This is a genomic window from Pseudonocardia sp. GCM10023141 (assembly GCF_042653605.1).
The window spans coordinates 43,535-68,007 of record NZ_JBHSIR010000040.1 but is presented as its reverse complement, the minus strand read 5'-3'; the positions used below and the strand labels follow the sequence as shown (position 1 = coordinate 68,007).

General features: G+C 68.7%; 26 protein-coding genes and 1 pseudogene. 14 read left to right on the top strand and 13 right to left on the bottom strand.

Features of this window, described 5'->3' with window-relative positions:
* Nucleotides 1-208 (top strand): integrase core domain-containing protein (locus ACFPFQ_RS24350; RefSeq protein WP_379622653.1); only part of this gene is annotated, 208 nt, incomplete at its 5' end.
* On the opposite strand, the gene ACFPFQ_RS24345 is transcribed toward ACFPFQ_RS24350, so the two are convergent.
* From ACFPFQ_RS24345 to ACFPFQ_RS24315, 7 genes are all read right to left on the bottom strand, one after another.
* Nucleotides 186-674 (bottom strand): NADH-quinone oxidoreductase subunit C, encoded by a 489-nt coding sequence (locus ACFPFQ_RS24345; RefSeq protein WP_379622651.1) that lies wholly within the window; start codon nt 672-674, stop codon nt 186-188. The two genes, ACFPFQ_RS24350 and ACFPFQ_RS24345, sit on opposite strands and share 23 nt — an antisense overlap.
* Nucleotides 671-2,254 carry a proton-conducting transporter membrane subunit gene (locus ACFPFQ_RS24340; protein WP_379622649.1) on the bottom strand — a complete coding sequence of 528 codons (1,584 nt, stop codon included), beginning with the start codon at nt 2,252-2,254 and terminating at the stop codon, nt 671-673. Before ACFPFQ_RS24340 ends, ACFPFQ_RS24345 begins: the two co-directional genes overlap by 4 nt.
* Nucleotides 2,254-2,916 carry a hypothetical protein gene (locus ACFPFQ_RS24335; RefSeq protein WP_379622647.1) on the bottom strand — a complete coding sequence of 221 codons (663 nt, stop codon included), beginning with the start codon at nt 2,914-2,916 and terminating at the stop codon, nt 2,254-2,256. The genes ACFPFQ_RS24340 and ACFPFQ_RS24335 overlap by 1 nt, the downstream gene beginning before the upstream one ends.
* Before the next feature lie 28 nt (nt 2,917-2,944).
* Nucleotides 2,945-3,925, bottom strand: coding sequence for a respiratory chain complex I subunit 1 family protein (locus ACFPFQ_RS24330; protein ID WP_379622645.1), 981 nt, complete (start codon nt 3,923-3,925; stop codon nt 2,945-2,947).
* Complete coding sequence (locus ACFPFQ_RS24325; RefSeq protein WP_379622643.1) at nt 3,922-5,994, bottom strand: proton-conducting transporter membrane subunit; 2,073 nt, start codon at nt 5,992-5,994, stop codon at nt 3,922-3,924. The genes ACFPFQ_RS24330 and ACFPFQ_RS24325 overlap by 4 nt, the downstream gene beginning before the upstream one ends.
* The gene (locus ACFPFQ_RS24320) at nt 5,991-6,395 is read right to left on the bottom strand and encodes an NADH-quinone oxidoreductase subunit B family protein (protein ID WP_379622659.1); all 405 of its coding nucleotides are present in this window, start codon (nt 6,393-6,395) and stop codon (nt 5,991-5,993) included. The genes ACFPFQ_RS24325 and ACFPFQ_RS24320 overlap by 4 nt, the downstream gene beginning before the upstream one ends.
* Nucleotides 6,396-6,639: 244 nt before the next feature.
* Complete coding sequence (locus ACFPFQ_RS24315) at nt 6,640-6,966, bottom strand: ArsR/SmtB family transcription factor (protein ID WP_379622641.1); 327 nt, start codon at nt 6,964-6,966, stop codon at nt 6,640-6,642.
* Nucleotides 6,967-7,348: 382 nt separating this feature from the next.
* Between ACFPFQ_RS24315 and ACFPFQ_RS24310 the strand changes: the two genes are divergently transcribed.
* Together ACFPFQ_RS24310 and ACFPFQ_RS24305 are read left to right on the top strand one after the other, a co-directional pair.
* Nucleotides 7,349-7,855, top strand: a complete 507-nt coding sequence (locus ACFPFQ_RS24310) for a hypothetical protein (protein ID WP_379622639.1) — start codon at nt 7,349-7,351, stop codon at nt 7,853-7,855.
* Nucleotides 7,825-7,956: pseudogene (locus ACFPFQ_RS24305) on the top strand (hypothetical protein); the annotation flags it as partial. The gene ACFPFQ_RS24310 and the pseudogene ACFPFQ_RS24305, both read left to right, overlap by 31 nt.
* Before the next feature lie 5 nt (nt 7,957-7,961).
* Here the strand turns inward: ACFPFQ_RS24305 and ACFPFQ_RS24300 are convergent.
* The gene (locus tag ACFPFQ_RS24300) at nt 7,962-8,507 is read right to left on the bottom strand and encodes a hypothetical protein (protein ID WP_379622661.1); all 546 of its coding nucleotides are present in this window, start codon (nt 8,505-8,507) and stop codon (nt 7,962-7,964) included.
* Nucleotides 8,508-9,163: 656 nt separating this feature from the next.
* On the bottom strand, nt 9,164-10,255 hold the full coding sequence (locus tag ACFPFQ_RS24295) for an AraC family transcriptional regulator (RefSeq protein ID WP_379622637.1): 1,092 nt from the start codon (nt 10,253-10,255) through the stop codon (nt 9,164-9,166).
* A 73-nt stretch (nt 10,256-10,328) separates the two neighbouring features.
* On the opposite strand from ACFPFQ_RS24295, the gene ACFPFQ_RS24290 reads away from it, so the two are divergent.
* Entirely contained in the window at nt 10,329-10,604 is a 276-nt protein-coding gene (locus ACFPFQ_RS24290; RefSeq protein WP_379622636.1) for a LysR family transcriptional regulator, read from the top strand.
* Nucleotides 10,604-11,401: a LysR family substrate-binding domain-containing protein gene (locus tag ACFPFQ_RS24285; protein WP_379622657.1), complete on the top strand. Its 798-nt coding sequence runs from the start codon at nt 10,604-10,606 to the stop codon at nt 11,399-11,401. The genes ACFPFQ_RS24290 and ACFPFQ_RS24285 overlap by 1 nt, the downstream gene beginning before the upstream one ends.
* Here ACFPFQ_RS24285 and ACFPFQ_RS24280 read toward each other — a convergent pair.
* Nucleotides 11,313-11,867, bottom strand: coding sequence for a hypothetical protein (locus ACFPFQ_RS24280; protein WP_379622635.1), 555 nt, complete (start codon nt 11,865-11,867; stop codon nt 11,313-11,315). The two genes, ACFPFQ_RS24285 and ACFPFQ_RS24280, sit on opposite strands and share 89 nt — an antisense overlap.
* A 198-nt stretch (nt 11,868-12,065) precedes the next feature.
* Here ACFPFQ_RS24280 and ACFPFQ_RS24275 point away from each other — a divergent pair, with 198 nt between their 5' ends.
* The 6 genes from ACFPFQ_RS24275 to ACFPFQ_RS24250 all read left to right on the top strand — a co-directional run bounded on the left by ACFPFQ_RS24275 (nt 12,066) and on the right by ACFPFQ_RS24250 (nt 16,942).
* Nucleotides 12,066-13,532, top strand: a complete 1,467-nt coding sequence (locus ACFPFQ_RS24275) for a YHS domain-containing protein (protein WP_379622633.1) — start codon at nt 12,066-12,068, stop codon at nt 13,530-13,532.
* A gap of 13 nt (nt 13,533-13,545) precedes the next feature.
* Complete coding sequence (locus ACFPFQ_RS24270; protein ID WP_379622631.1) at nt 13,546-13,800, top strand: toluene-4-monooxygenase system B family protein; 255 nt, start codon at nt 13,546-13,548, stop codon at nt 13,798-13,800.
* On the top strand, nt 13,797-14,153 hold the full coding sequence (locus ACFPFQ_RS24265; protein ID WP_379622629.1) for a Rieske 2Fe-2S domain-containing protein: 357 nt from the start codon (nt 13,797-13,799) through the stop codon (nt 14,151-14,153). Before ACFPFQ_RS24270 ends, ACFPFQ_RS24265 begins: the two co-directional genes overlap by 4 nt.
* On the top strand, nt 14,150-14,491 hold the full coding sequence (locus ACFPFQ_RS24260) for an MmoB/DmpM family protein (protein WP_379622627.1): 342 nt from the start codon (nt 14,150-14,152) through the stop codon (nt 14,489-14,491). Before ACFPFQ_RS24265 ends, ACFPFQ_RS24260 begins: the two co-directional genes overlap by 4 nt.
* Nucleotides 14,492-14,495: 4 nt before the next feature.
* Nucleotides 14,496-15,545 carry a toluene hydroxylase gene (locus tag ACFPFQ_RS24255; RefSeq protein ID WP_379622625.1) on the top strand — a complete coding sequence of 350 codons (1,050 nt, stop codon included), beginning with the start codon at nt 14,496-14,498 and terminating at the stop codon, nt 15,543-15,545.
* Nucleotides 15,546-15,622: 77 nt separating this feature from the next.
* Nucleotides 15,623-16,942, top strand: coding sequence for an NAD(P)/FAD-dependent oxidoreductase (locus ACFPFQ_RS24250; protein WP_379622623.1), 1,320 nt, complete (start codon nt 15,623-15,625; stop codon nt 16,940-16,942).
* 165 nt (nt 16,943-17,107) lie between these two features.
* On the opposite strand, the gene ACFPFQ_RS24245 is transcribed toward ACFPFQ_RS24250, so the two are convergent.
* Entirely contained in the window at nt 17,108-18,106 is a 999-nt protein-coding gene (locus ACFPFQ_RS24245; RefSeq protein WP_379622621.1) for a GlxA family transcriptional regulator, read from the bottom strand.
* A gap of 147 nt (nt 18,107-18,253) precedes the next feature.
* Here ACFPFQ_RS24245 and ACFPFQ_RS24240 point away from each other — a divergent pair, with 147 nt between their 5' ends.
* Together ACFPFQ_RS24240 and ACFPFQ_RS24235 are read left to right on the top strand one after the other, a co-directional pair.
* Nucleotides 18,254-18,892 carry an HD domain-containing protein gene (locus ACFPFQ_RS24240; RefSeq protein ID WP_379622619.1) on the top strand — a complete coding sequence of 213 codons (639 nt, stop codon included), beginning with the start codon at nt 18,254-18,256 and terminating at the stop codon, nt 18,890-18,892.
* A 158-nt stretch (nt 18,893-19,050) separates the two neighbouring features.
* Entirely contained in the window at nt 19,051-19,470 is a 420-nt protein-coding gene (locus tag ACFPFQ_RS24235; protein WP_379622617.1) for a hypothetical protein, read from the top strand.
* 380 nt (nt 19,471-19,850) lie between these two features.
* Here ACFPFQ_RS24235 and ACFPFQ_RS24230 read toward each other — a convergent pair whose 3' ends face one another.
* Complete coding sequence (locus tag ACFPFQ_RS24230) at nt 19,851-20,579, bottom strand: NADP-dependent oxidoreductase (RefSeq protein WP_379622616.1); 729 nt, start codon at nt 20,577-20,579, stop codon at nt 19,851-19,853.
* A 325-nt stretch (nt 20,580-20,904) separates the two neighbouring features.
* Nucleotides 20,905-21,981 (bottom strand): sigma-70 family RNA polymerase sigma factor, encoded by a 1,077-nt coding sequence (locus tag ACFPFQ_RS24225; protein ID WP_379622614.1) that lies wholly within the window; start codon nt 21,979-21,981, stop codon nt 20,905-20,907.
* An 18-nt stretch (nt 21,982-21,999) separates the two neighbouring features.
* Between ACFPFQ_RS24225 and ACFPFQ_RS24220 the strand changes: the two genes are divergently transcribed.
* A complete protein-coding gene (locus tag ACFPFQ_RS24220; protein WP_379622612.1) occupies nt 22,000-24,324 on the top strand; it encodes an ATP-binding protein in 2,325 nt (774 codons plus the stop codon).
* The last annotated feature ends 149 nt before the right edge of the window (nt 24,325-24,473 follow it).

Here is a 24,473-nt window from a genome sequence, read left to right as displayed (position 1 = left end):
CAACGCGCTCGCGGAATCGTTCAACGCGACCCTCAAACGCGAGGTCCTCCAAGACGAGAACACCTGGCCTGATGAGGCCACCTGCCGCCGCGAGGTCTTCCGATGGCTCGTGCGCTACAACACCCGACGCCGACACTCCTGGTGCGGGCACCGATCACCGATCGACTACGAGGCTCTCCCCGTTGCTACGCTCCCGTCAGCCGCGTAATCACACCCCGTGTCCACGTTCCGGGGGTAAGGCCCGGTGGCTCGCCGGCGTCAGACAGCATCGGGTACCAGCCCTGTGGCCAGTGGAAGTGGCGCACCAGCCGTTGCGGAAGCGGGTGATCGATCGGGGTGATGCCGAACAGGTCGCGCATCTCGCGTTCGAACCGGCCGGCCGGAAAAGACATGCCCGCCAGGCTCGGCACACAGGGCGCGGCCGGATCGAGCCCGATATGCAGCTCCACCCGAGACTCCCGCACCGCCTCCTCCCGCGGGGCTACCTCGGCCGCTCGGGTAAAGAGGTAGACCGCGCGCAGCCCCCCGCCGCCAGTACGGTCGTCGTGGCCGGCGATCAACGCAACGCGATACCCCGCCTCGAGCAGGGTCGTGGCGCGAGCGGGAAGTTCGCCGGGGTCCAGAGCGACGGACCGGGTCGGGGCGAGTGGCCCGCTAGTGGGGACGGTGGTCATGGTGCTCCGGACAGGGTGTGGGCTGCTGCGGTGAGCAGCGTGGACAGTGGGCCGGTGCTGACCCCGAGCGCGGCCGAGGCCACCAACCCCAGCGTCAGCGCGGCGGTCACGGAACGGGGCAGCAGGATCGGCGTGGTCGCGGCGCCGGGTCCCGCGACCGACGCTCCGGGCTTCACCACGGTGCCGCTGGGCCGGTCGGCGGTGTCGTTGGCCCTGTCGGTGGCGTTGCCGAGCAGCATCCGGCTGGTGTGCCCGATCAGGGCGGCGGCGATGACGACGACGACGAGCAGCGCGGCCGCGGTGGCCCATCCGACGACGGGTGAGGCACTGCTGAACCCGGCCCGGACGATGCCCAGTTCGCTGGCGAAGATGCTGAACGGAGGTAACCCGATCAGCGCAAGAACCCCGAGCCCGAGACAGCCCGCCAGTACCGGTTGGCGGCTCGCGAGTCCCTGAATCCGATCGATTCGGCTGCTGCCGGTGCTCTGCAGCAGTTGTCCGGCGCCGAGGAACAGCAGGCCCTTCACCAACCCGTGCCCAAGGACGTGCAGCAGCACTGCCGCCGTCGCCGCCGGTCCGCCCACTGCCGCGCCGAGGGCGAGCAGCCCCATGTGTTCGATGCTCGAGTAGGCCAGCATCCGCTTGTAGTCCCGTTGGGCCAGCAGCAGCGATGCGGCCACCAGGAGCGAGGCGAGCGCCGCAGCGAGCAGCAACGCCCGGGTGAAGCCCGGTCCGAGTGCGATGTCGGCGATTACCTTGATCCGCAGGATCGTGGAGAACGCCACCGCGAGCAGCACCCCTGACATCAGTGCCGACACCGGGGCGGGCGCTTGGCTGTGCGCGTCGGGCAGCCAGGCATGCAGCGGCGCCAGCCCAGCCTTGGTGCCGAACCCGATCACGAGCAACACCACCGCAATGCGGGTGACCCCGGGGTCGAGGTGCGCCGCGGCGGCGGTGAGACCGCTCCAACTCAGCCCAGCACCGGTGCCGGTGTGCAGGGAGGCGAAGTTGAGCAGCACGACGCCCAACAGCGCGAGCGAGATCCCGGCCGAGCAGATCACGACGTACTTCCACGCGGCCTCGACCGCGGTACGGGTGCGGTGCTGACCGACCAGGAACGCGGTGATGATGGTGGTGGCCTCGATCGCCACCCACACCACACCGAGGTCAGCGGCCAGCACGGCCAGCGCCATCGCCGCGAGAAAGGCTTGCACGAGCATGCTGTGACGCCCGGCAGTGCGGGCACTCGCCCGCCCTGCGGTGATCTCGGTGTGTAGGTAGGCCGGCGTGGCGAGCGCGGTGAGCACCGCTATGGCTCCGATCACCGTCAGCATGAACACACTGAGCGGATCCACCAGCAGCAACCCGGCCACCGTGACGCCTGCGCCGGCCGCCACCACCTGCGCCGCAAGTCCGAACGCAGCCAGCAGCACCAGGACGGCGCTGCCGGTCCCGACCCACACGGTGGCCCGGCGCCACCCGAGCAGCGCATAGATCGCGGCACCCAGCGCGGGCACGACGATCGGGGCGAACGCGAACAACGACGTCGCGAGCAGGGGTGCCGGAAGTGGTGGAGTCATCAGTCGTGCAGCTCCCGCAGCTCGTCCAGGTCGGTCCCGCCGAACACCTGGCGCATCCGGCCGGTGAGGATCTGCAGCACCAACACCACCAGCAGGACGTCCAGGGCCACACCTACCTCGACGACCAGCCCGATCCCGGCCGTGGTGAGGAACCCGACCGCGGTGATGCCGTTGTCCATCAGCAGGAATCCGACCAGCTGCGACAGCGCGCGCCGGCGGGTGACCAGGACGAAGAATCCGATCAGCACCACGGCGATGCCGATCGGGGCGGCCTGGGTCGCCGGTGAGGGTGCCAGCGCCACGAGCGGTTGCGACACCGCCATGGCCAACAGGGTCAGCACGGCTGCGGCCAGCAGTGAGGCGGCGACGTTGACCAACGGCCGGGTCTCGCGGCGTTCGGCGCCGGCCGCGGCCAGTGCGCGGCGCAGGAACGCCGGCAACACCCCGGCCCGCAACACCAGCACGCCCAGGGCCAACGCGCCCAGCTCGATCGACTCCTCGTGCGCGGCGAGGACCGCGACCAGCCCGGACAGCGCGATTCCTTGCAGCGCGAAGACCCGGATGATCACTGACAGCTCCCGGCGCCACAACACCAGAACCGCGGTCAGCAGCAGCGCACCCGCGGCGAGGTTGAGCAGCTGCACGTAGAACGCCTCGTTCACGTCCCCTCCCTTCGCGTGTCGGGGACCCTCATGACAGGAAGTAGGACGAGGTCACGGCGAGCAGCGCGAGCAGGAACGACCCGGCCAGCAGCTCCGGCACTCGGAACAGTCGGACCTTGGCCAGGAACACCTCGGCGTAGGCCAGTGCCGCTGCGAGCACCGCGACCTTGATGATCAGTGCAGCGATCCCGACGACGATGGCGAGCAGGCCGAGGTCGGTGGCGATGCCCCATGGCAGGAACAGGTTGGCCAATAGCCCCAGATAGACCGATAGGCGCATCGCGGATCCGAGCTCGATCAGGGCGAGGTCCGGTCCGGCGTACTCGAGGACCATCGCCTCGTGCACCATGGTCAGCTCCAGGTGCGTGGACGGATTGTCCACCGGGAGCCGCCCGGTCTCGGCGACGACCACCACGACCAGTGCTACCGCGGCTAGCAGGCTCGCCGGGGACAGAACCCGCGCTGGCTCGGCCAGGCTGGAGCTAACGATCGCCGACAGGTTCGTCGATCCGACCCGCACCGACAGCGCGAAGATCGCCACCAGCGCGGTCGGCTCGACCAGCGCGAGGATGGTCATCTCGCGGCTGGCACCCATCCCACCGAACGCCGTGCCGGTATCGATGCCGGCCAGGGCCAGCACCACCGTTGCGTGTGCGAGCAGCGCAACGACCACAAACAGGTCAGCCGCCGCGGGCAGTGCGGACGCGGTGGTGACAAACGGGGCGATCACGGCCACCACTAGCGTCATGGCGACCAGCAACACCGGTGCCACCCGGAACATCTCACTGGTCCCACGTGGGGTGATCGGTTGCTTGCGGGCCAGTTTGCGCAGGTCCCGCCACGGCTGCAGGGCCCCGGGTCCGACCCGTCCTTCGGTGCGTGCCTTGATCTGGCGCATCAACCCCAGCAACAGCGGGGAGCCGACGATGATGAGCACGCCCTGCAGCGCGCCGCCGAGCGTTCCGAGCAGGCTCACTGCGTCGATGGATTCGCTCGCAAGCTCCCTCATCGCGTCACCACCAACAGGATCAGCAGCGCGCACACGGTGTAGAAGCCGTAGCCCAGGTAGCGGTGCACACTGCCGGTCGCGAGTCTGCGCCCGGCCCGTCCCCACACCTCGGCCGCGGCGAGCACCGGCTGGTAGAAGCGGCGCTCGACCCGATCGGGTACACGGCGCCGGTAGGCCACCGACGCCACCAGATAAGCCGATTCCCGCAGATGGGTGACGTCGATATCCTGATCGGGCTTCAACACGTTGTCGAACACCCGCTGCAACGGTTCCGCAAACGAGGTCGCGGTGTACTCCATCCGCTCCGACAACGGGCCCGCACCGCAATCCCACAACCGGGCCGCGCGCCGCGCCCTGCTGCGCCTGATCCCGGACGCGATCAACAGCCGCGGAACCGTTACCACCAGTACCAGCACCAGCATTGTCCCGACGAGGAGTGCGACCACGAGCAACACCGGCGACAGCGACCCGGAGATCCCGACCAGCTCTGTGGTGAGCGCTCCGCTCACCGGGGAACCCGACCCGACGAGCTGCCCGGCGACCCGGCCCAGCACCGGTAGGAATGTGGTGGGCGCGATGGCCAGCCCGACGCAACCCAGCCCGGCCACGGCCAACGCGAGCAGCATGCTCGGTGAGCTCTCGTGAGCGTGCGCTGCAGCGTCGCTGCGCGGTCGGGCCAGAAAACCCACCCCGAACGCCTTGACGAACGTCGCTACCGCGAGGCCGGCAGTGAGCGCGACCGCCGCGACCGCGACCGGGAGCACGATCGAGGTGGCCACCCCCGGTGCCGGCAGCCCGTGGATCAGGGCCTGCAGCAAGACCCACTCGCTGACGAAGGCGGTGCCCGGCGGCAGCGCGGACGCCGCCAGCGCGCCGAGACCGAACGCCGCGGTCGTCAGAGGCATCACCGCGCGCAGCCCACCCATCGCGTCCAGGTCGCGGGTGCCGGTGGCGTGCAGCACCGACCCGGCCGCGAGAAACAGCAGCGACTTGAACGCGGCGTGGCCCAACACGTGCAACAGCGCGGCAGTCAACGCGAGCGCCGCCAGCACCGGACGCCCGGTCGAGGCGAACAATCCGCTGGCCCCGACTCCGACCAGCACCAGACCCATGTTCTCGGTCGTGGAGTACGCCAACATCCGTTTCAGATCGGTGCTGATGACGGCCTGCAGGATCCCGTAGACCGCCGAGATCGCTCCCAACGCCAGAGCAAGTAGCCACCACCACTGGGTGCCGCCACCCGTGAGGGCGCCCATCAGGTCGAGACCGACCCGGATGATCCCGTACACCCCCAGATTCACCATCGCGGCCGACATCAGCGCCGACACATGGCTGGGTGCCTCCGGGTGGGCCCGAGGCAGCCACGCGTGCAGTGGCACGATCCCGGCCTTCGAACCGAATCCGATCACGCACAACACGAACACCAGACCGGCCGTGACCGGCGACAACGTGGCAGCTGCTGCCCGCACCTGCACGTAGGAGTCACCCGAGGCCGGGGCGGCCAGCACCAGCAGCCCGATCAGGATCGCGACGAACCCGAGATGGGTCATCACCGCATACCAACGCCCTGCCGACGCCACCGCGGCACGGCGGCGGTGCTCGGCGACGACCAGTAGCAGCGAGGTCAGTGCCATCAGTTCCCAGCACACCAGCAGCGTGGCCACGCTCCCGGCGGCCGGCACCAGCAGCAGCGACACCACGAACAACGGCAGCACCGCTTGCACACCACGACCGTCCAAGCCATGACCGCCCGCGACACCGGGTCGTGAGTACCCGATCCCGTAGATCGCCGCGACCGCAGCGACCGCGCCGCTCACCGCCATGAACACCCCGCCCAGCGGGTCCACCGCGACGACGACACCGGACAGCGGTAGCAGGCCGGGCAGCTGCATCGACCACGTCTGCCCGCCCATCGCGGCAACCCCCGCGACCGCGCCGAGCACCCCGGCCCCGCATGTCAGCACACCGACCACGACCGGGCGCGCGGCCCGCGTGGCCAGTAGCGCGGCCAACAGCGCGGCCACCCCGAGGACCAGCGCCGAGCTGAGACCTAGTGCGACCAGGTTCATCGGCCGGTCAGCAGCCGCAGCGCGGCAACGATCGCGTCCGGTCGCGGCGGGCAGCCAGGCACCTCGAGGTCCACCGCGACGACATCACCAACCGCGCCCACCACCCCGTAAGCGCCGGCGAACACCCCACAGTTGCGGGCGCAATCCCCGACCGCCACGACCAGCCGTGGCTCGGGCACCGCGTCAAAGGTGCGGCGCAGCGGCTCGGCCATGTTCCGGGTGACCACACCGGTCACCAGCAGCACATCCGCGTGTCGCGGCGACGCCACCAGCCGCGCCCCGTACCGCTCGACGTCATACACCGGCCCGAACGCTGAGGCGATCTCCACCTCGCATCCGTTGCACGAACCGGCATCGACGTGGCGGACCTGTACCGACCCGGCCAGCTCTGCTGCCCCCACCGGCCGCGGACCCGAGGAGGCCGGTGGTGATGGTTCGGCCACCCGGCCGGTCCGGCGGATCTTGCGCCACAAGCTCAGCACGGCAGGCGAACCGTTGTTGTGGAAGCGGTCACCCCGCCAGGGGAAGGTGGGAGCACATGACGGAGTGACCGCAGCTCAGGCAGGACCGGCCGGACGGGGCTCAAGCGGGCCCCAGCCTCATCCCGGCGCGGCACTGACGGTGGCCGGCCTGACCCTTTCGGGATCAGGACGTGCGCAGATCCTGCAACAACTCGATCTGTCCCGACAGCATGCCCGTCAAGATGGCGCGCGCCACCGCCATCAGCTCGGACACCTGCGGGCTGGTCACCGAGTAGTGCACCGCGGAGCCCTCCTTGCGCGTGGTCACCAGCCCGGCTCGGCGCAGGACGGCCAACTGCTGCGACAGGCTCGCGGGTTCGATCTGGGTCGCGACCAGCAACTCCGACACGGCATGCTCGCGGACACTGAGCAGCTCCAACACTCGGATACGTACCGGGTGGCCCAGCGTTTTGAAGAACTCCGCCTTCAGCTGGTAGAGCGGGCGACTCATCGCCGAACTCCCGCGGCGGCAGCTGCGGTGCCCGCGGTGCAGGCACGCCGCGCCGCTGCATCGCTGCCGCTAGCTCTGCCCACCTGGACCTCCCCGCCCGTGCCTCGCCACCCGATCGCCGGACCTCATCTTGCCTAGATTTGCAGACCTTCACAACTATAGAAGTCGTGAATACTCTAGGTCCACTCCAACAGCGAACGTCCGGCCCGACGGGTGCAGCCTGCCAGTGATCCTCCTCGGCGAAGTCCTCGGCGTTCATCCCACATCCCAACCTCTTCGGACGCCCGACGAACACGGGACGCGGGCGCGAACCCTGCAACAGACTTCCTCCTGGAAAGTGCAATTGCAAACATTAGCAACCCTTGAACCCTAGTGCACGGTCGTGCTCGGCCGGGACGGGATGCAGTTGAGGGGGCTGGGCTGCGTCAGCGGTCGATCAGATCAGTCAGGTGGTCGTGGTGCGGGTGGAGCTGCGTACCAGGGCGTAGGTTTCGGAGCGCGGGAACGTGGCACCGACTCGCCCCGCTGCGATGTCACGCAGTTGGTCGATGACCACGCTGGTGCGCATCGCGTCCACTTCGGCGGTTCATGCGGTCAGGAACAGCCCGTTGCCCGAGTCCCGGTCGATCAGGACCTCAGCGGCAGCCGCGCCACCGTCGCCGCCTACCTCGCGCCGTTCCGCGCGCTCGACGCGACACCACCGCCGAAGCCAGTAGTGCCGAAGGTGCGGCGCATCGCCTCGTGGCTGCTGCACCACCCCGACGAACGCGACGCCGACGAGCAACTCCAGCTCAAACAGGTGCTGGCCGCCTGCCCCACCTGCAGAACACCGCCACGCACGTCGCTGCGTTCGGCGACATGCTCACCGGCCGACACGGTCACCGGTTAGACGCGTGGATGGCCAGCGTCGAGGCCGACGACCTGCCCCACCTGCACAGATTCGTCACCGGCCTGCGCCGCGACTACGACGCCGTCCGCAACGGGTTGACCCTGCCCTACAGCTCCGGCTCGGTCGAGGGCAACGTCAACCGCATCAAGATGATCAAGAGGGCAGATGTACGGCCGAGCGAACTTCGACCTCCTACGCAAGCGAGTCCTCCTCGCCACATGAACCCCACCAGGGCCATCTGGATCACGAAATATGGGCCGGATCCAGATTTCAGGATCCGGCGACAGCTGCTGCGCAGGATGCGGGTCCAGTAGCGCATCGAGAAGGAATCGGTGTCGGCGTCACTCGCGTGCTGCTCGAGGATGCGGGTGAGTTCGCCTCGTCCGGTCCTGTCGAGGGCCGTGGCGAAGTCACGCAGTTCGAAGTCCGGCCATCCCGGTCCATCGAATCGTCGGTTCGCCAGCCATCGGGCGAGGCTGCTGGGGTTGGGCGGTGCGGCCGTGCAGGCTCGGGCGTGCACGGCCATCATCGTGTGCAGGTCGGCACTGATGCTTCCGTTCGAGTCGTCGAGGTAGGCCAGGGCGGCGGTGATCCGGTTGACGGCTCGTCGGGTGAGTGCGGGTACCGCGGCGGGGTCGGTGTCGATCAGCATGTCGGATGCGGCGGCGACCTCGCGGGCGCGTTGGGAGTACTCGCGGCGCCCGTGGAGTGGATGGGTGCCGCGATCGCGGCGAAGCCCGTCGATCAGCCTGCGAATGTTTCCCGTTCTTGACCGGCCACGATGCGAGTCAACACCACGACGTCTCGGGACACGCGGAGCCTTCAGCGGAGTGACACCCTCGACCAGCCGTGGCGGTCAATACAGCCGTGTTGGATACACCGGGGTCACCACATGACACTCGTCCTCACGACAGGTGCGGCGTGAGCACGTCGACGATCGCACTCGGCACAGTCCGACGCGACGCCATCACCGAGTGCTTCTTCACCGCAAGCGCCAAAGGCGAGGTCCCTCGGTTCGAGTGCCTCGACCAGGCTGGCGAGTGCGAAGCCGACGTCCCTGTGGTGGGCGGAGTGCGCTGGATATGCCCACGGTGCGGTGCGCTCGCTGAGGCTCCGCATCGTTGATCCGAGTGTGACGGGTTGATCTTTGCCGAGCGCAGCCGCGGTGTGGAAGGGCTCCGCTTGTGATCAACACGCTGTCGGCGATCCGAATCGGGGAGCGTCGGTGAGCAGGCCGCTCGGTGGAGTTGGTTGGATCCGACGCGTTGAGTGGATAGGCGCTGCGCAAAGCGGATCGGGTGGCCGGCCTCACGGTACTAGCGTCGTGGCACTCGTAGCAGTCTTTCCGGCCGAGGACGCAGTGGTGGCGAGGTGATCTCCAGAATGACGACGACGTCGGGCTGGTCGAGGACTGCCGTAGCGCAGGGTCGCGGAGGGTGGCTCGCCGAACGCCTCCGCATAGGCACCGGCGAAACGGCCGAGGTGGGTGAAGCCCCACCGATAAGCGACCTCACTCACCGTCGTCCCCGGTCGGGCAGCGGACAGCTCAGCTCGGACTCGGTCCAAGCGCACGCGACGCAGGTGCGCGGTCGGGGACTCGCCGACGTAGCGGCGGAACCCGTCTTCGAGTGCGCGGATACCGACTCCGGAGGCGTTGGCCAGCTCCCTGACCGTCCAGGGACGCTCGGGGTGTTGCTCGATCAGCTCCATGGAGATCTTCACTGTCCGCGGCCGCAGTGCGGCGGTCCCTTCCCGCAGCGCCTCGGAGTACGAGTGGCGTTGCCCCCAGAGCAGCCCACCGACGATGAGCCTCTGCACCTCCTGGGCGAGCAGCGGCTGGGTTACCAGCCCGCCCGGGGCGTCGAGCTCGCTTGCGAGCAGCTGCAACGCGTGCAGCCAGGTACGGCCGCTCGGGGACTCCAGGTCCATCGCCAAGTCGAAGCAAGCAGGAACGTGGATCGGGCGTTCGAGCCGATCGGTCAGTTCCTGGTTCACCGCTCGGCGGTCGATCTTGAGGCACAGCTGTGTGGTGCCGGCCGCCCATCGGTCGAGCAGCGTGTGGCCGGTCGGATTGAACACGGCCGCCGTGCGGGGTGTGGCGACAACCTGCTGGTCACCGCAGGAAGTACGGACCTCACCGCAGATCGGGACGTTGACGTGGTAGGCGGTGTCGAGCTCCCCGCAGTCCTTGGTCACGTCCGAGGTGTAGGTCAGCTCGCCGAGGACGAGCGGGCCGAGCACGACGGTGCGCATGCGGAGGCTGAACCGGGCGCTGCTCCCGCTGGGGCGCAGCGCCAGCGGGTAATAGGCCGAACTTACTTGTGCCCGCGCCTGGTCGATGTCTCGCGTGCTGAACTCGCGCACCTCGCCCGCGGCTTCGCGGTCTTCGACTGACGGCACCGCCGAATCCTCCTCCCTCCCCAGGCCAAGGGCAACGTTCGCCCTCGCCGTCGGTCTCGAAAGGACACCGCCGATGGAACTGCGCCAGCTGAGGTACTTCGTCGCCGTCGCCGAGGAGCTGCATTTTGGACGGGCCGCCGAACGTTTGCACATGGCGCAGTCGCCGCTGAGCCGGCAGATCCAGGGCCTCGAGCGTGAGCTGCGCACGCGGTTGCTCCACCGGACCACCCGCAGCGTCAGCCTCACCCCCGCGGGGGTGAGCTCCTCGAACGCGGGCGGACGCTTCTTGCACGGGCGGACGAGACGGTTCGTGTCGTGCGTGCTTTGGACGGCGCCGTCCGGCCGCTGATGCGGTTGGGCTTCACGGCGTGCGCCGCCAACGCCGTGCTCAGCCCGGTGCTGCGGGTCGTGCGGAGCGTGACCGGTGAGCTCTCTGCCGACCTGCGCACGGACATGCTGACGCCCTCCCAGGTCGACGCGGTCGTGCGCGGCGACATCGACCTGGGTTTCGTCGTCCGTCCGCTGACTCGACTACCGGAGGAGCTGCACGTGCGCACCTTGCTGACTGAGCCGCTCGCAGTCGTCGTGCCCAACGGTCACCGGCTGCTCGAAGTACCGGAGGTCGGCCTGGCGGACCTGGAAGACACTGATTTGGTGGGGTTTCCCACCTCGTCTGGGTCCGCGATGCGGGAGCTGCTGAACCGGGTGTGCGCCGAGCAGGGCTTCGAGCCCCGCGTCGTGCACGCGGCACGGGACACCGGCGCCATACTCGGGCTGGTCGCGGCCGGCGTCGGTTGCGCGGTGCTGCCGCTGTCGGTCCGGGAGGGTGGCGCCGCTGGGGTGGTGGTCCGGCCGCTCGCGGGTGCCTTGAGAGTCGAGATCGCGATGATCTGGCGGTGCACCGAGACACGCAGGCCGGTTCTCGCCGTCGTCGACTCCGTGGGGCGCGGCCTCGCACCTGAGTGCGCGGGCCAGGCCGCCCGGCGCGTGGCCGGGCCGGTGCCGGGCGGCCGGGCAGTCGTCGTCGAACCGCGGTGGCGCGCGAACCGTGCCACGGTCATTCCACCGGCCGCGCCGGTTCTGTCGATGCGTCGTACCAGGGGCGACGTCGTCTCTGCCAGTTCTGCGCCCACGATTCGAAAGTGATCGGCTCCGACCCGTCGGCCGGGTCGTCGTCGATCCCGAACCCGTAGCCGCAACAGGGGCAGCGACGCCCCGACGGGTCCCCGAAATGGACCGCGTACGGCGGGGCAGGCGAAGTGGTTCCCGCCTCCGATTCGGGAACGCACTCGAAGGCGAGGTACGGCCGGGCGTCCAGGCCGTCGAAGCGGCACGCTGGGCAGGTGGTCGCGACCCGCTCGGCGTCCTGCAGCTCGCGCAGCCGGTGCGCTGCGGGGCCAAGCCACGCGAGCAGCGGATGCTCCTCGCTGCCCTGGATCCGGGCGGACCAGCGCGCGGCCAGCGCGTCTACCGCGTGCCTGGGCATCCGGTGGACGACCGTGAGCGGTGGCAGGGAATCCACAGCACCGGCGATCTCCGGGGGGAGCGAGGAAAGTGTCTCGGCCACGAAATCCGGCACGGGCGAAACGGTGGTCTCCACGGTTCCAGTCATGTCTCTCATGGTGGAAGCGGACTCCAGATCGGGCAAGGTCCTGACAGTCAGACGACCTCGTAATTGAGGTGTTTATGCAGCTCAGGGCGATACAGACCGGTCGGGTCCGAGTTGGACCGTTCTGGTCTTTCCCTTCCGCGGGCATCCGGGTGATGCTGGTCCCACCGATCGCGGAAATTCTCTCGAAAGGATCCGGTAATGCCTCAGCTTAAACGTGAGGAATGGTTCGACCTTGGTCGAAAACTGGACTGGACGCCCGAGTATGTGAGTCGGGAGGACCTGTTCCCCGAGTTCGCGACCGATGCCTCCGCACTGCCCGCCGAAGCGTGGGAGGAGTGGGACGAGCCCTACAAGGTGTCCTTCCGTGAGTACGTCGACATCCAGCGGCAGAAGGACGAGGGGCTCTACGGCGTCAAGACGGCCGTCGGTCGCGCGCGCTTCATCGAGGGTGTCGACCCCCGGTGGCGGGCGACGGTCAAGCAGCACTACGGAATCGTGTCGCTGGCGGAGTATTTCGCCGGGTTGTCGGAGGCCAAGCTCGCACGCTTCGCCCCGTCCGCGGCGTGGCGTTCCGTGGCGACCCTCGGGATGCTGGACGAGATCCGGCACGGGCAGCTGCAGCTGTTCTTCCCGCACTCCTACGTCAAGTCGGACGAGCAGTTCGACTGGGCGCACAAGATGTTCCACACGAACGAGTGGGGTGCGATCGCAGCGCGATCGGTCTTCAGCGATCTCTTCCTGGCCGGGACCGCCGTCGACGCGGCCATCGCGGAGACCTTCGTCTTCGAGACCGCGTTCACCAACCTGCAGTTCCTCGGCATGGCGTCGGACGCGCTCAGGGCCGGCGACGTCGAGTTCTCGTCACTTCTGCAGTCGATCCAGACCGACGAGGCGCGCCACTCGCAGCAGGGCGCTGCGGTCATCGAGGTGCTGCGCAAGCGCGACCCGGACCATGCGCAGTACGTCGTTGACAAGTCGGTGTGGCGGACCTGGAAGGTGTTCGCGCTGCTCACCGGCATGGCGATGGACTATTACATGCCGCTGGAGCATCGCCGGCACTCCTTCAAGGAGTTCATGGAGGACATGGTCCTCGATCAGTTCAGCAAGTACATGCTCGACTCAGGCCTGCAGCTGCCGTGGTATTGGGATCAGCTCGTCGACGAGGTCGAGAACTTCCACCATTCGATGCACCTTGGCTCCTGGACCTACCGCCCGACGCTGTGGTGGGACCCGGCCGCAGGCGTCTCGCCCGAGGAGCGCGAGTGGCTTGCGTCGAAGTACCCGACGTGGGAGCGCAACTGGGGCCGCAAGTGGGACGTGATCACGGCGAACGCGCGGGAGGGTCGCGAGGAGCTGACCCTGCCCTCGACGCTGCCGGTCACCTGCAACCTGTGCCATCTGCCGATGACGGTCTGGACCGATGAAGCGGCCCCGCTGCGCCTCGTCCGCCGCGGCGGGCGCACGTACCGCTTTTGCTCCGATCCCTGCCAGTGGATCTTCGAGAAGGAGCCGGAAAAGTATCTCGGCCACGAGTCGCTGGTCGACCGGTTCGTCACGGGCCAGATCCAGCCGCCCGACCTCAACGGGGCACTGGGCTACATGGGCATCACGCCCGAGGTCGCCGGCAAGGACACACTGGACTACGCCTGGGCCCGTGGGGCCTGAGGGAGGGACGGAAATGGGCAACCCAATGCCGGTCGTCGCGCACTTCCGCGGCGACTTCCTGTACAACCTGGTCCTCGTCGAGGAGACCGACACGGTCGCCGAGGTGGCGCGCAAATGCGCCGAGCACTCGGTCGGGAGGCGCGTTCCCGTGCAGGACGCCCCTCTGCGCGTCGAGTACGGGGGCACCGTCCTGGACGACTCGCTCACCGCATCCGCTGCCGGCATCGTGCCGATGGAGGAAGTGATCGTCTCTTACGCGCCCCGATGAGCACCGGACCGGAGGGAACCTGGCAGAGCGCCGGTGGTGCCGACGAGCTCTGGGAAGGGGAGACCTCCTTCCAGCGCCTCGGCGACGGGACCGCGGTGCTCCTGGTCAACACCGATGGCACCGTCAAGGCCTTCCGCGGGCTGTGCCCGCACCAGGACAGCGCCCTCGACGACGCCGACTTCGACGGGGAGATCATCACCTGCGTCGCCCACATGTGGGAGTTCGACGCCCGCACGGGTGCCGGGGTCAATCCCACCTCCACCTGCCTGCCGCAGTACCCCACGGAGGTCCGCGACGGGGAGATCTACGTCTGTACCCCTGTCCCAGCCAGCCAGAAGGCGAGCGTCGAATGACCACACATACATCGGAGACCGATCCGGTCGAGCTGGCGCTAGTCGGGCCGATCATGCAGTCCGGCGAGATGGCCGAACTGGTGGCCGAGGCGGTCGCCGAGGACAACCCGGGCCTGGAGGTCCACCTGCGCGATGAGGGGTCCTACATCCACATCCACACCCGTGGTCGCTGCCGGTTGACTCGCCGCACCCTCACCGCGCTGGCGGGACGCCCGGTCCGCATCGGGGACGTGGAACCGCAGATGGCGTTCTTCGCCGGCCACATCATCACCACGACCGACGAGATCGTCTGGCACACGAAGCAGGGTGCGGCGCGACCCACCCGGAAGGAGAGCTGACCGGATGAGCGAGCTTGCGAGCAAGTCATCGGCACAGCGCGCACCCGCCCAGAAGCGACGGAGTTGGAGCCGCTACACCGAACGGCGCGTCCCCACCGAGTACGAGTTCGTCTCGCACGATCTGCATTGGCACTACAAGCCGGGCCAGACGCCGTGGGAGATGTCCCCAGACCACGTCTGGAACACATGGTATGTCGAGAACCGCAACCAGTCGCCGTTCCGCTGCGGGGACTGGAACGCGTTCCGCGACCCGGACATGCTCGTCTACCGCACCTACGTGCGGATGCAGGATGCGGCCGAGACTTACGTCGACGGCGTGATCGACGACCACGAGGCGCGCGGCTCCTACGGCGAGCTGTCCGCGGACTGGCTCACCGCGCTCGGGAATGGCTACACCCCGTTTCGCTTCGCCGGGCACGGACTGCTGATGGCCGCAACCTATGTGATGTCGATGGCGCCCTCGAGCTATATCAGCAACGCGGTCGCCTTCCAGGCCGGTGACGAGCTGCGCCGCATCCAGCGGATCGCGTACCAGACCCGTCAGCTGCAGTTGCATTACCCGGAGCGCGAGTTCGGCGTGCACGACCGGCGCGCCTGGGAGCAGGAGGTGGCGCTGCAGCCGATGCGCAGGGTCGTCGAGTCGCACCTCGTCGAGCGGGATTGGGGCCGGTCGTTCGTGGGCCTCTGCTTCCTTCTCAAGCCCGCGGTCGACGCGGTGTTCAACCTCCGGCTCGCGGAGGCGGCCGCCGCCAACGGCGACGAGCTGACCGCGGCGATGCACCGGAACCTGCACCGGGACACCATCCGCAGCCGCCGCTGGTCGGTCGCGCTCGCGCGCACTGCGATTGCGGACGAGCCGGCGAACCGGACGCTGATCCAGGAGTGGGTCGATGGGGCTCGGGAGGCCGTCGTCTCGGCCGTCGTCGACGCGTCAGCATTGCTGTCCACCTCCGCGTTCGACCTCGAGCCGGGCGAGACCCGGGGCGCGGTCGAGGAGGCCGTCGAGGCTGGGCTGCACGGCATCGATCACGGGATGGACGAGCCCGAGGGCTGACGGTCCGTCCTTCCCCCGCCGGGCCCCGGTTCCCGGCAGGGGCCCGGCTCCGTTCCGCTCATCTCCGAGGAGAACCCATGCTCCCGCCCACCGGAGCCGGCGTGGTCGTGGTCGGCGCCTCCGTCTCCGGCCTGCACGCCGCCGAGGCGCTGCGCGACGCCGACTACGCCGGGCCCGTCACCGTGCTCGACGCCGACCCGGGGCCGCCGTGCGACCGGCCGCCGCTCTCCAAGCAGCTGCTCTCCGGGGCGTGGACCCGCGAGCAGGCGCTGCTGCGCGACGCCGATGCTCTCGCCGGGCGCGGAATCGAGGTCCGGCACGGCGTCCGGGCTCTCGGGCTGGACGCCGCGTCGTCCACCCTGGACACCAGCGCAGGGACGCTGCCCTACGACGGGCTCGTGGTCGCCACGGGTGCAGTCGCCCGCGGCCTCCCCGGAGTGGGCGCCCGGCCGGGCCTGTACACCCTGCGGACTCCGGCAGACTGCCTGGCGCTGCGCGCCGACCTCGAGGACGGCGCGGCGCTGGTGATCATCGGCGCGGGATTCATCGGCATGGAGGTTGCGGCCACGGCCCGTGGCCTCGGGGCTGCTGTGACCGTCGTCGACCCGCTGGCGGTGCCGATGCAGGCGGTGCTGGGGCGCGATACCGGGCTCGCCCTCCAACGACTGCACACCAACCACGGCGTCGCGTTCCGCTTGGGACGCAGCGTGCAGGTCGTGCACGGCGCGTCCCGGGTCGAGGTGGTCGAGCTAGACGACGGTTCAGCCGTCCGCGCCGACGCCGTCCTCGTCGGCATCGGCGCCCGGCCCGCGACTGACTGGCTCACCGGTGCCGGCCTCGACGTCTCGTCGGGGCTCCAGTGCGATCAATACCTCGCCGCCGGGCCGCGCATCGCCGGGGCCGGGGACGTCGTCGACTGGTACAACCCCCGATACGAGCAGCGGATGCGCGTCGAGCACTGGACGAATGCCGCGGAGCAGGGTGCGCACGCGGCACGGAATCTGCTGCTCGCGCCCGGCGACCGCATCCCGGTCGACCTCGTGCCCTACTTCTGGTCCGACCAGTACGACGTCAGGATCCAGTTCGGCGGTGTGGTGGGTGATGTCGTTCGGGTGGTGCCCGCGGGCGACGTGGACCGACCGGAACGCCGGGTGGTCCTGACCGGACGGGAGGGTGTGCTGACGTCCGTCCTGGCAGTGGGGGCCGATCGGCCCTTCGTGCGCGCTCGTCGGATGCTCCGCCGCGCGACCCCGATGGACGAGGCCGAGAAGGTGATCCGGGCGCTGCTTTCCACCGACCTCGTGTCGACGGATCCGGGCCGGGCAGGCGCTGCAAGCTGCCTACCGGGTAACAGGCTTGCGGTTGACGCCGTTGTCCCGCCCGCAGACTCGTCTTGACGCACGCGGACTCAGGCAGTGCATGCCACGTGGACTCGGATCGTGGGGGCGGCCGGTCGTCGACGGCGACACCTGTTCGTGGTGCGCCGGCTCACCTACGCCCGACGACGATTCACACGGTCGTTGGAATGTTGCCCCGCTGCGGCACGACTTGCCCGGCAGGTTCTAACCAGCGTTGGCGCGGCGGGTCGTGCTGAACCGGCGCTGGTAGGCGGCGGGGGTGATCGACAGCTTTCTGGCGAAGATCCGTCGCATGCTCTCGTAACTGGGGAACCCAGCCCGTGCCGCGGCCTGCGTCGCGGTGTGTCCATGGTCGAGCAGTGCCCTGGCCATGTCGAACCGGATGCTCTCCACGTAGCGGGCCGGTGTCGTGGACAGCTCGTCGTGGAAGAGCCGGGTGAGGTGCCGGGTGCTCACGTTGAGGTGTTTCGCGAGTTCGCCGAGCGAGTGGTCGCCGCGGGGGTTCGCCGTCACCAGATCGGTGATCGTGCGGAGTGCAGGCGAGCGCGGCGGCGGTCCCTGTAGCGGAGCCGAGAACTGGGACTGGCCACCCGCACGCTGCATGTACACCACCAGTGCGCGAGCGACGTCGCGCGCCAGGTCGGGTCCGTGGTCGGTTTCGACGAGCGCCAGCGCCAGATCGATGCCGGCTGTCACCCCGGCGGACGTGTACGTGGTGCCATCGCGGACATAGATCGCGTCGGGCTCGACGCGGCACGTCGGACACCGGGCGGCGAGCTCGTGCGCAACCTGCCAGTGCGTGGTCGCGCGCTTGCCGTCCAGGAGACCGGCGGCGGCGAGGACGAACGCCCCGGTGCAGATCGATGCGACCCGGCCGGCCACAGCCGCCGGTATCCGTGCGGCCTCCGCCAGGTCGACGGGGACCCGGCCGCGCGGATAGCGGTCGGACCCGGCCACCAGAAAGGTGTCGAGGGCCGGCTCCGCGCAGGCAGCGCCGTCGACCGCGATCCGGAACCCGAGGTTCGACGTGATGTCCGCTCCGGTGGGCGACAGCAGCACGATCGCATACTCGGCACCGAACCGGTTCGCCTCCCGGAACACCTCCGCGGGACCGGCGACGTCCAGCAACGTCACACCGTCGTAGACGAGGATCGCGACGCGATGGGGGGCAGCTTCCGTGCCTCTGGAGCCGGATGCAGCCATGACCACCGTTCCTTTGTAGCACGCCGAACCTGTCCGAATCCGGGTGGCTCCTGGCCGGACGAAGGCGGCGCCACAGGGGATCGGTGAGCAGCATGGGGGTCGGACGCACGGTCCGCATTCGAGACGGTTCCCTGAGAGTGAGAGATCATGTCAGAGGTCATCGCGGGGTTGGAGATTCCTGGGACAGCGGCGGCCGCCGAAGCGACCAGGCTCATCCAGGAGACGACCAGCCCCCTCATCTACCACCACTCCCGGCGGGTCTACTTCTTCAGCCTGATCCACGCCCACCGGCTGGGCGTAGAACCAGACCCGGAGTTGCTCTACCTGGCAGCCCTGTTCCATGACACCGGCCTCCTGGCGCCCTTCTCTGACGTCGAGCAGCGCTTCGAAGTCGATGGCGCCGATCACGCGCGCAAGTTCCTCATGGACCGGGGCTTCTCGAAGGCCGCCGTCGAGACCGTCTGGACGGCGATCGCGCTGCACACCACACCAGGCATCCCCGGCCGGATGTCCCCAGAGATCGCGACCACCCACCTTGGCGTCCTGACCGACGTGCTCGGCTTCGGCCTGGACGGGCTGGAACACGATCAGCTGGACGAGATCCTCGCCGCCCATCCACGCGGGGACTTCAAGAACGAGTTCCTGCGAGCCTTCATCGAGGGCCTGAAGAACCGCCCTGACACCACGAACGGCACCGTGAACTCCGACGTGCTCGAGCACTTCATTCCCGGCTTCCAGCGCACGACGACGGTCGAGCGCATCGTCGGCTCGCCCTGGCCGAGCTGACCGGGCATCACACGAGGCCAGCGATGAACGGTGTGAGTCACTTCGACAACGGACGTAGAATCGGATGTCGTGCTTCGTGCATTCTGCTCGTCTGCACCAACGTGCTGATGATAGCGACCGCGAGCGCCGTACCCGATCTACCCGCTGCACCAACGCCCGTGAGCAGCGGACCCGTGTGGACTAGGGCCCACGAAGTCGACCGGCGCCTGACCAGCGACTATCTCTACGCCGAGAAGGTCGTCCTGGTCATGGACAACCTCAACACCCGCTCCATCAGCTCGCTGTGTGAGGCGTTCGATCCGGCCAAGGCGTTCACCCTGGCCCAGCGACTCGAGATCCACCACACCCCCAAGCACGGGGTCCAGGCTCAACATCGCCGAGATCGAACTCTCAGCCTGAGCCGCCAATGCCTCGACCGCCGCATCGCTGACCTGGACTTCCTCAACACCGAACTCGCAGCCTGGCAGGCCACCACCAACGCCGACCAACGACAAGTCAACTGGCACTTCACCGCCATCGACGCCCGCACCAAAACTCCGACACCTCTACCCCGAAATTTAGAGGCGACGGACCACTAACGGGGCTTCGCCCCAGCCCGACGAGCCGTGCCGTGGCGGTTTGGCATCGCGGGCACCGGTCAGCCGGGGTGAGACCGTGACCGGTACGCCGGTCCGGTGTATGAACCGCTCGGAGCGGTTGGTTGGCCTGTTGGCCGCCCGTCCGACCGGAGCCCGTCTCACCCTACCGCGCACTGTCGCTGATGTTTTGACCGATCATGTGGTGTTCGAGGTGCCAGGGAAGAGGGCCTGCTCGAGCAGGGAGTCAGGGGTTCGGAGGGGGCTCCGATGCCACGGTGTCCGTTGTGGTCGTGGTGTGGGCCGAATGGTCCGAGGCGGTGCGGGCCGTGACCCGGCCGGCGCGGCGACGGCCAGTAGGCCACCGGCGATCCGAAGTCCGATCATGAGGGGCCTCCTGGCTGGTCCTCAGCGACGCGAATGATCGTCTTGCCGGGGGTGTGCTGGGCGGGGTCGAATGCGGCGGGTGCTTCGCCGAGGGGCAGCACAGCACCGATGACCGGCTTGATCCGGCCGTCCGCCAGCCGCGTGGCGAGGTCGGCGAGCCGGACGCGGTCGGGTTCGACGACGAAGAAGACGGCTCGCCCGTCCTTGGGTTGGACCTTGGGCGGCAAGGCGATGGTGACGAGCGTGCCGCCGGGGCGCACCAGGGCGGCCGAGCGATCGAGGATGTCTCCGCCGATCACGTCGAACACAACGTCGACCTCGCCGGCATCCTCCAGGTTCTCGGTCTGGAGATCGAGGAAGCGGTCGACGCCGAGCGCGAGTGCTCGGTCCCGGTGGGTGGTCCGGCCGGTGCCGATGACCCGGGCGCCGACCTCGCGGCTGAGCTGCACCGCGATCGACCCGACGCTGCCCGCGGCGCCGTGGATCAGGACGGTCTGGCCCGTGGTGAGGCGGCCGTGGTCGAACAGGCCCTGCCAGGCCGTCAGCCCCGAGATCGGCAGCGCGGCCGCCACGGTGTGGTCGACGTCCGCCGGCAGCGGTGCGAGGTTGCGGGCCTCCACCGCGGTGTACTCGGCGAGCGAGCCGTTGCGGGCCCAGTCGGTCAGCCCGAACACGCGCTGGCCGACGGTCAGGCCAGTGATGCCGTATCCCCAGCTCGGCGACATCACCCGACACCTCGTGCCCGGGGACGCTCGGCGTCCGGTCGCGGCCCGCGCGGTCGGTCCAGGTGCCCGGCCAGTCCAGCTCGCCGGGCGTGAAGCCGGCGGCACACACCCGAACAATGACGTCGTTCTCGGCCGCGTGGGGGGAGGGCAGATCCGTCAGAGACAGCCCGGTGACACCAGCGGCCTGGTCCCGGACAGTGATCGCTTGCATGTCAGGTCCTTAAGGAGGAGGAATTCTCAGCAGGGAGACGAGATGCCCCCTCCGCGTGTGACAGCTACAGGTGAACCAGTTTGTCCGGGTTGATGACCCTGCGGTACGCGGTGATCAGACCGCCGGTGATCTGCACCGTGTCGACGGAGTAGACGCGGCCCTGCCGGCGGAACACCAGGGCGAGCTCGCCCCCGACCTCGACGAGCTCGATGTGGTCCGGACGCCACTGACGCCCACCCGCACCATCACTTCGGCAACGCGCTGACCACCGTGGATGAGCTTGCGTGCGGCGAAGGCCTTGTCGCCGCCGTCGGTGACGTAGACAGCGGCCGGGTGAAGCAGCCGGACCAGCCCGGCCAGATCCCCGGCCTCGTAGGCGGCGCGGAAGGTCATCAGCACCCGTTCCCGCTCCGCCTTCGGCGCCTGCGGAGCGGATTGCTTCGCCGCCACCACCCGCCGTCGCGCTCGCGAGGCGAGCTGTCGGGCATTCGGCACGGAGACGTCCAGCACTTCCGCGATCCGGCCGAACTCGAAGCCGAAGACGTCGTGCAGGACGAACGCCACCCGCTCCGGCGGGCCCAGCTCCTGCATGACCAGAAGCAGTGCCGAGCTGATGGATTCGTCGACGAGGACCGGCTCCGACGCGTCCGGCCCGGTCAGCAGTGGTTCCGGTAGCCACGGCCCGACATAGGTCTCCCGGCGCGAGCGAGCGCTCTTGAGGATGTCGTAGGAGCGTCGCGCGGCGACCGTGATCAACCAGGCTCGCAGATCGTCGACCCTCCGCAGATCCGCTCCGGCCGCTCGCAGCCACACGTCCTGGGTCACGTCCTCGGCATCGGCCACACCCCCCAGCAGCCGGTAGGCCACACCGAAGACTGCGGGCCGATGCGTTTCCCACTCGGTGTCGAGCAGGTCCTGCTGCTCGGACCGTTCGGGGGCAGGACCGTCACCCATGCAGATCGCAACCTCCTCCGGCGGCGAGCCGATCATGCCCCGGTGTCCGGCGGCACCATCGTGGGGTGCCCGACGATGGTCGGGTACAGCCAACAGGTACGACGTGCCCACCGCACCATGCCCGGCAGCGTCCGTGGTCGCGCGCTGTCGGTCGACGTTGACCCCCATCGAGTTCGAACTCATCATGTGCAGGGCCGCCGGTGGAGGCAGTGTAGAAACCGTCTCCTGATCGTTCAACAGACCCGTGGAGGTGTCGTGTCAAAGGCGAGACGGCGCGGTGGCAACGTCCCCTTTGCCGCCACCAGCTTCATCGGTCGACGTCAGCAGTGCAAGGAGATTCGCGACCGCCTGGCGAGCGGCCGGTTGGTGAGCCTGATCGGGCCCGGGGGAGTTGGCAAGACCCGATTGGCGTTACAGGTCGCCGACGAGATGAACCATCTTCTCGAGAACGGCGTGTACTTCGTCGAATTGGCGTCGCTCGTGGACGGAGGTGACGTGCCGGCGGCCGTCATCCACGCGCTCGGAATTGTTGACCAGTCGAATCGGGACGCGACCGCGAAGCTCATCGAATATCTCCGCGATCGCGATCTCATGCTCATCCTCGATAATTGTGAGCATGTCCTCGACGGGGCCGCCGCGCTGGTCAACGCGATACTGCGGCGGGTGCCCTCGGCTCGAATCCTCGTCACCACCCGCACGTCGCTGACGGTGACCGAGGAGTTTCTCTATCCGGTACCTCCCCTTACCGTTCCCCGGGACGCGGAGCCGGTCGGCATCGAGTCCGTGCCGCAGTTCGAGTCGATGCGCTTGCTCCAGGAACGTGCGGCGGCCGCCTGTCCCGGGTTCGTCCTCGACGAGGACAATGCTGCCGCGGCGGCGCGCCTGTGCATCCAGTTGGAGGGCATTCCGCTGGCCATCGAGCTGGCGGTCGCCCGACTGCGCATTCTTTCACTCGGTCAGATTCTGGAACGCTTGACGGACCGATTCGGGCTGCTCGCGATCGGAAGTCGATCGGCCGCACCGCGCCAGCAGACCCTCCGATCGCTCGTGGACTGGAGTTTCGACCTCTGCTCGGAACCGGAACGTCAGCTGTGGGCCCGCCTCTCGGTTTTCGCGGGTAGTTTCGACCTGGCGGCGGCCGAACGCGTGTGCGGCGACGGATACGCCGAGGACAGCGGCCACCCGGCGCCGCCCACGCTCGATCTCCTGGGCTCGCTGGTGAATCAGTCCATCCTGGCCGTCGAGAGCCAAGCGTCGTCGATGCGCTTCCGGATGCTGGAAACCATCCGGGCATACGGCGCCGAGATACTCGCAGCGGCGGGGCAGGCGGAGAGGTTCCGAGGCCGCCACCGCCAGTACTTTCTCGACGCGGTGAAAGATTGTGACCGTTCCTGGTGCGGGCCAGACCAGGCCGCCGCGGCCACGTGGATGCGCGCCGAGCGGGAAAATCTCCGAGCCGCGTTCGACACCGCAGCCCCGGGCGGCAACTACCAGCTCGAGCTGATCGCGGGACTGCGATACCGCTGGTACGCCGATGGATATATCGCCGAGGGACGCAGATGGGCGGACGAAGCGCTCGACGCACCCGACGCTGACCGGGTGCCCACGCCGGCCCGGGCCGCAGCCCTCTGGGTAGCAGCAAGGGTGTGCCTTCTCCAAGGCGACCACAGGGCGGCGGCGCAGCGCCTCGATGAGTGTGAAGCATCGGCGACCCTGCTGCACCTCGCTGAAGCAACGGCCCACTGCCGGGGTCTGCGCGGACTCGCCGCGCAGCTTCGTGGCGACCTCGCCGAGGCCGAGAGTCACTTCGAGGTCGCACTGCGAGCGCTGGCCGAGGTCGGCGAGACGGCCGAATGGCTGATGGCGTCCTTCGAATACGCCGTTGTGCTTTCCCTCGGCGGCCGCAGCGAGGACGCGGTGGCCGTTAGCACGTCGGCGCTGGAGGTCTGCCAGCATCGAGGTGAACGATGGGCGCGGTCCTACCTGAAGTGGAGCCAGGGTCTCGGTCGCTGGATGCAGGGCGACTTCATCGCAGCGCATGCGACCGCCCTCGACGCCCTCCGTGACCACCGCGCCTTCGATCCGTCATTGGGCACCGCCTTGATGACCGAGCTGCTCGCCTGGATCGCGGGATCAACCGGTCAGTTCGAACGAGCGGCACAGCTGATCGGGGCGTCTCGAAGCCTGTGGCAGCGCACGGGGACGGACTTGGCGGCGTTCGGGCCCGAACTCACCGGCTATCACTGCGCCTGCCGCGGTCAGCTGGAGCAGGCCATGACGTCCCGCGCGCTGGCAACGGCCCTGCAGGCGGGTGCAGAGCGATCCCCGACGGGAATCATCGCTTATGCGTTGGCGGAACGGGCCGCCGATTCGGTCCCCGAGGATGCACCACCCGTGCTCACCAGCCGGCAACAAGAGATCGCGGCCTTGATATCGAAAGGGCGGACCAGCCGACAGATAGCCGCAGAACTGGTGATCTCCGTGCGCACGGTGGAGAGCCACATCGAAGCCATCATGACGCGCCTGGGGGTCGCCTCGCGCAGCCAGATCGCTTCGTGGTACATCGGGCAGTCCTTCTGACCGGACGACGAACGCACGGCACCTGACGTGCCGGGAGGGTCACTCCTGTAGCTCGGAGCCGTTCTGCCGCGGGCGGCATCCGGTACGGACATCCGCAACCTCCGTACCCCACACCGTGATCTCCCCCATGTGCGTGGTCCCACAGTGAC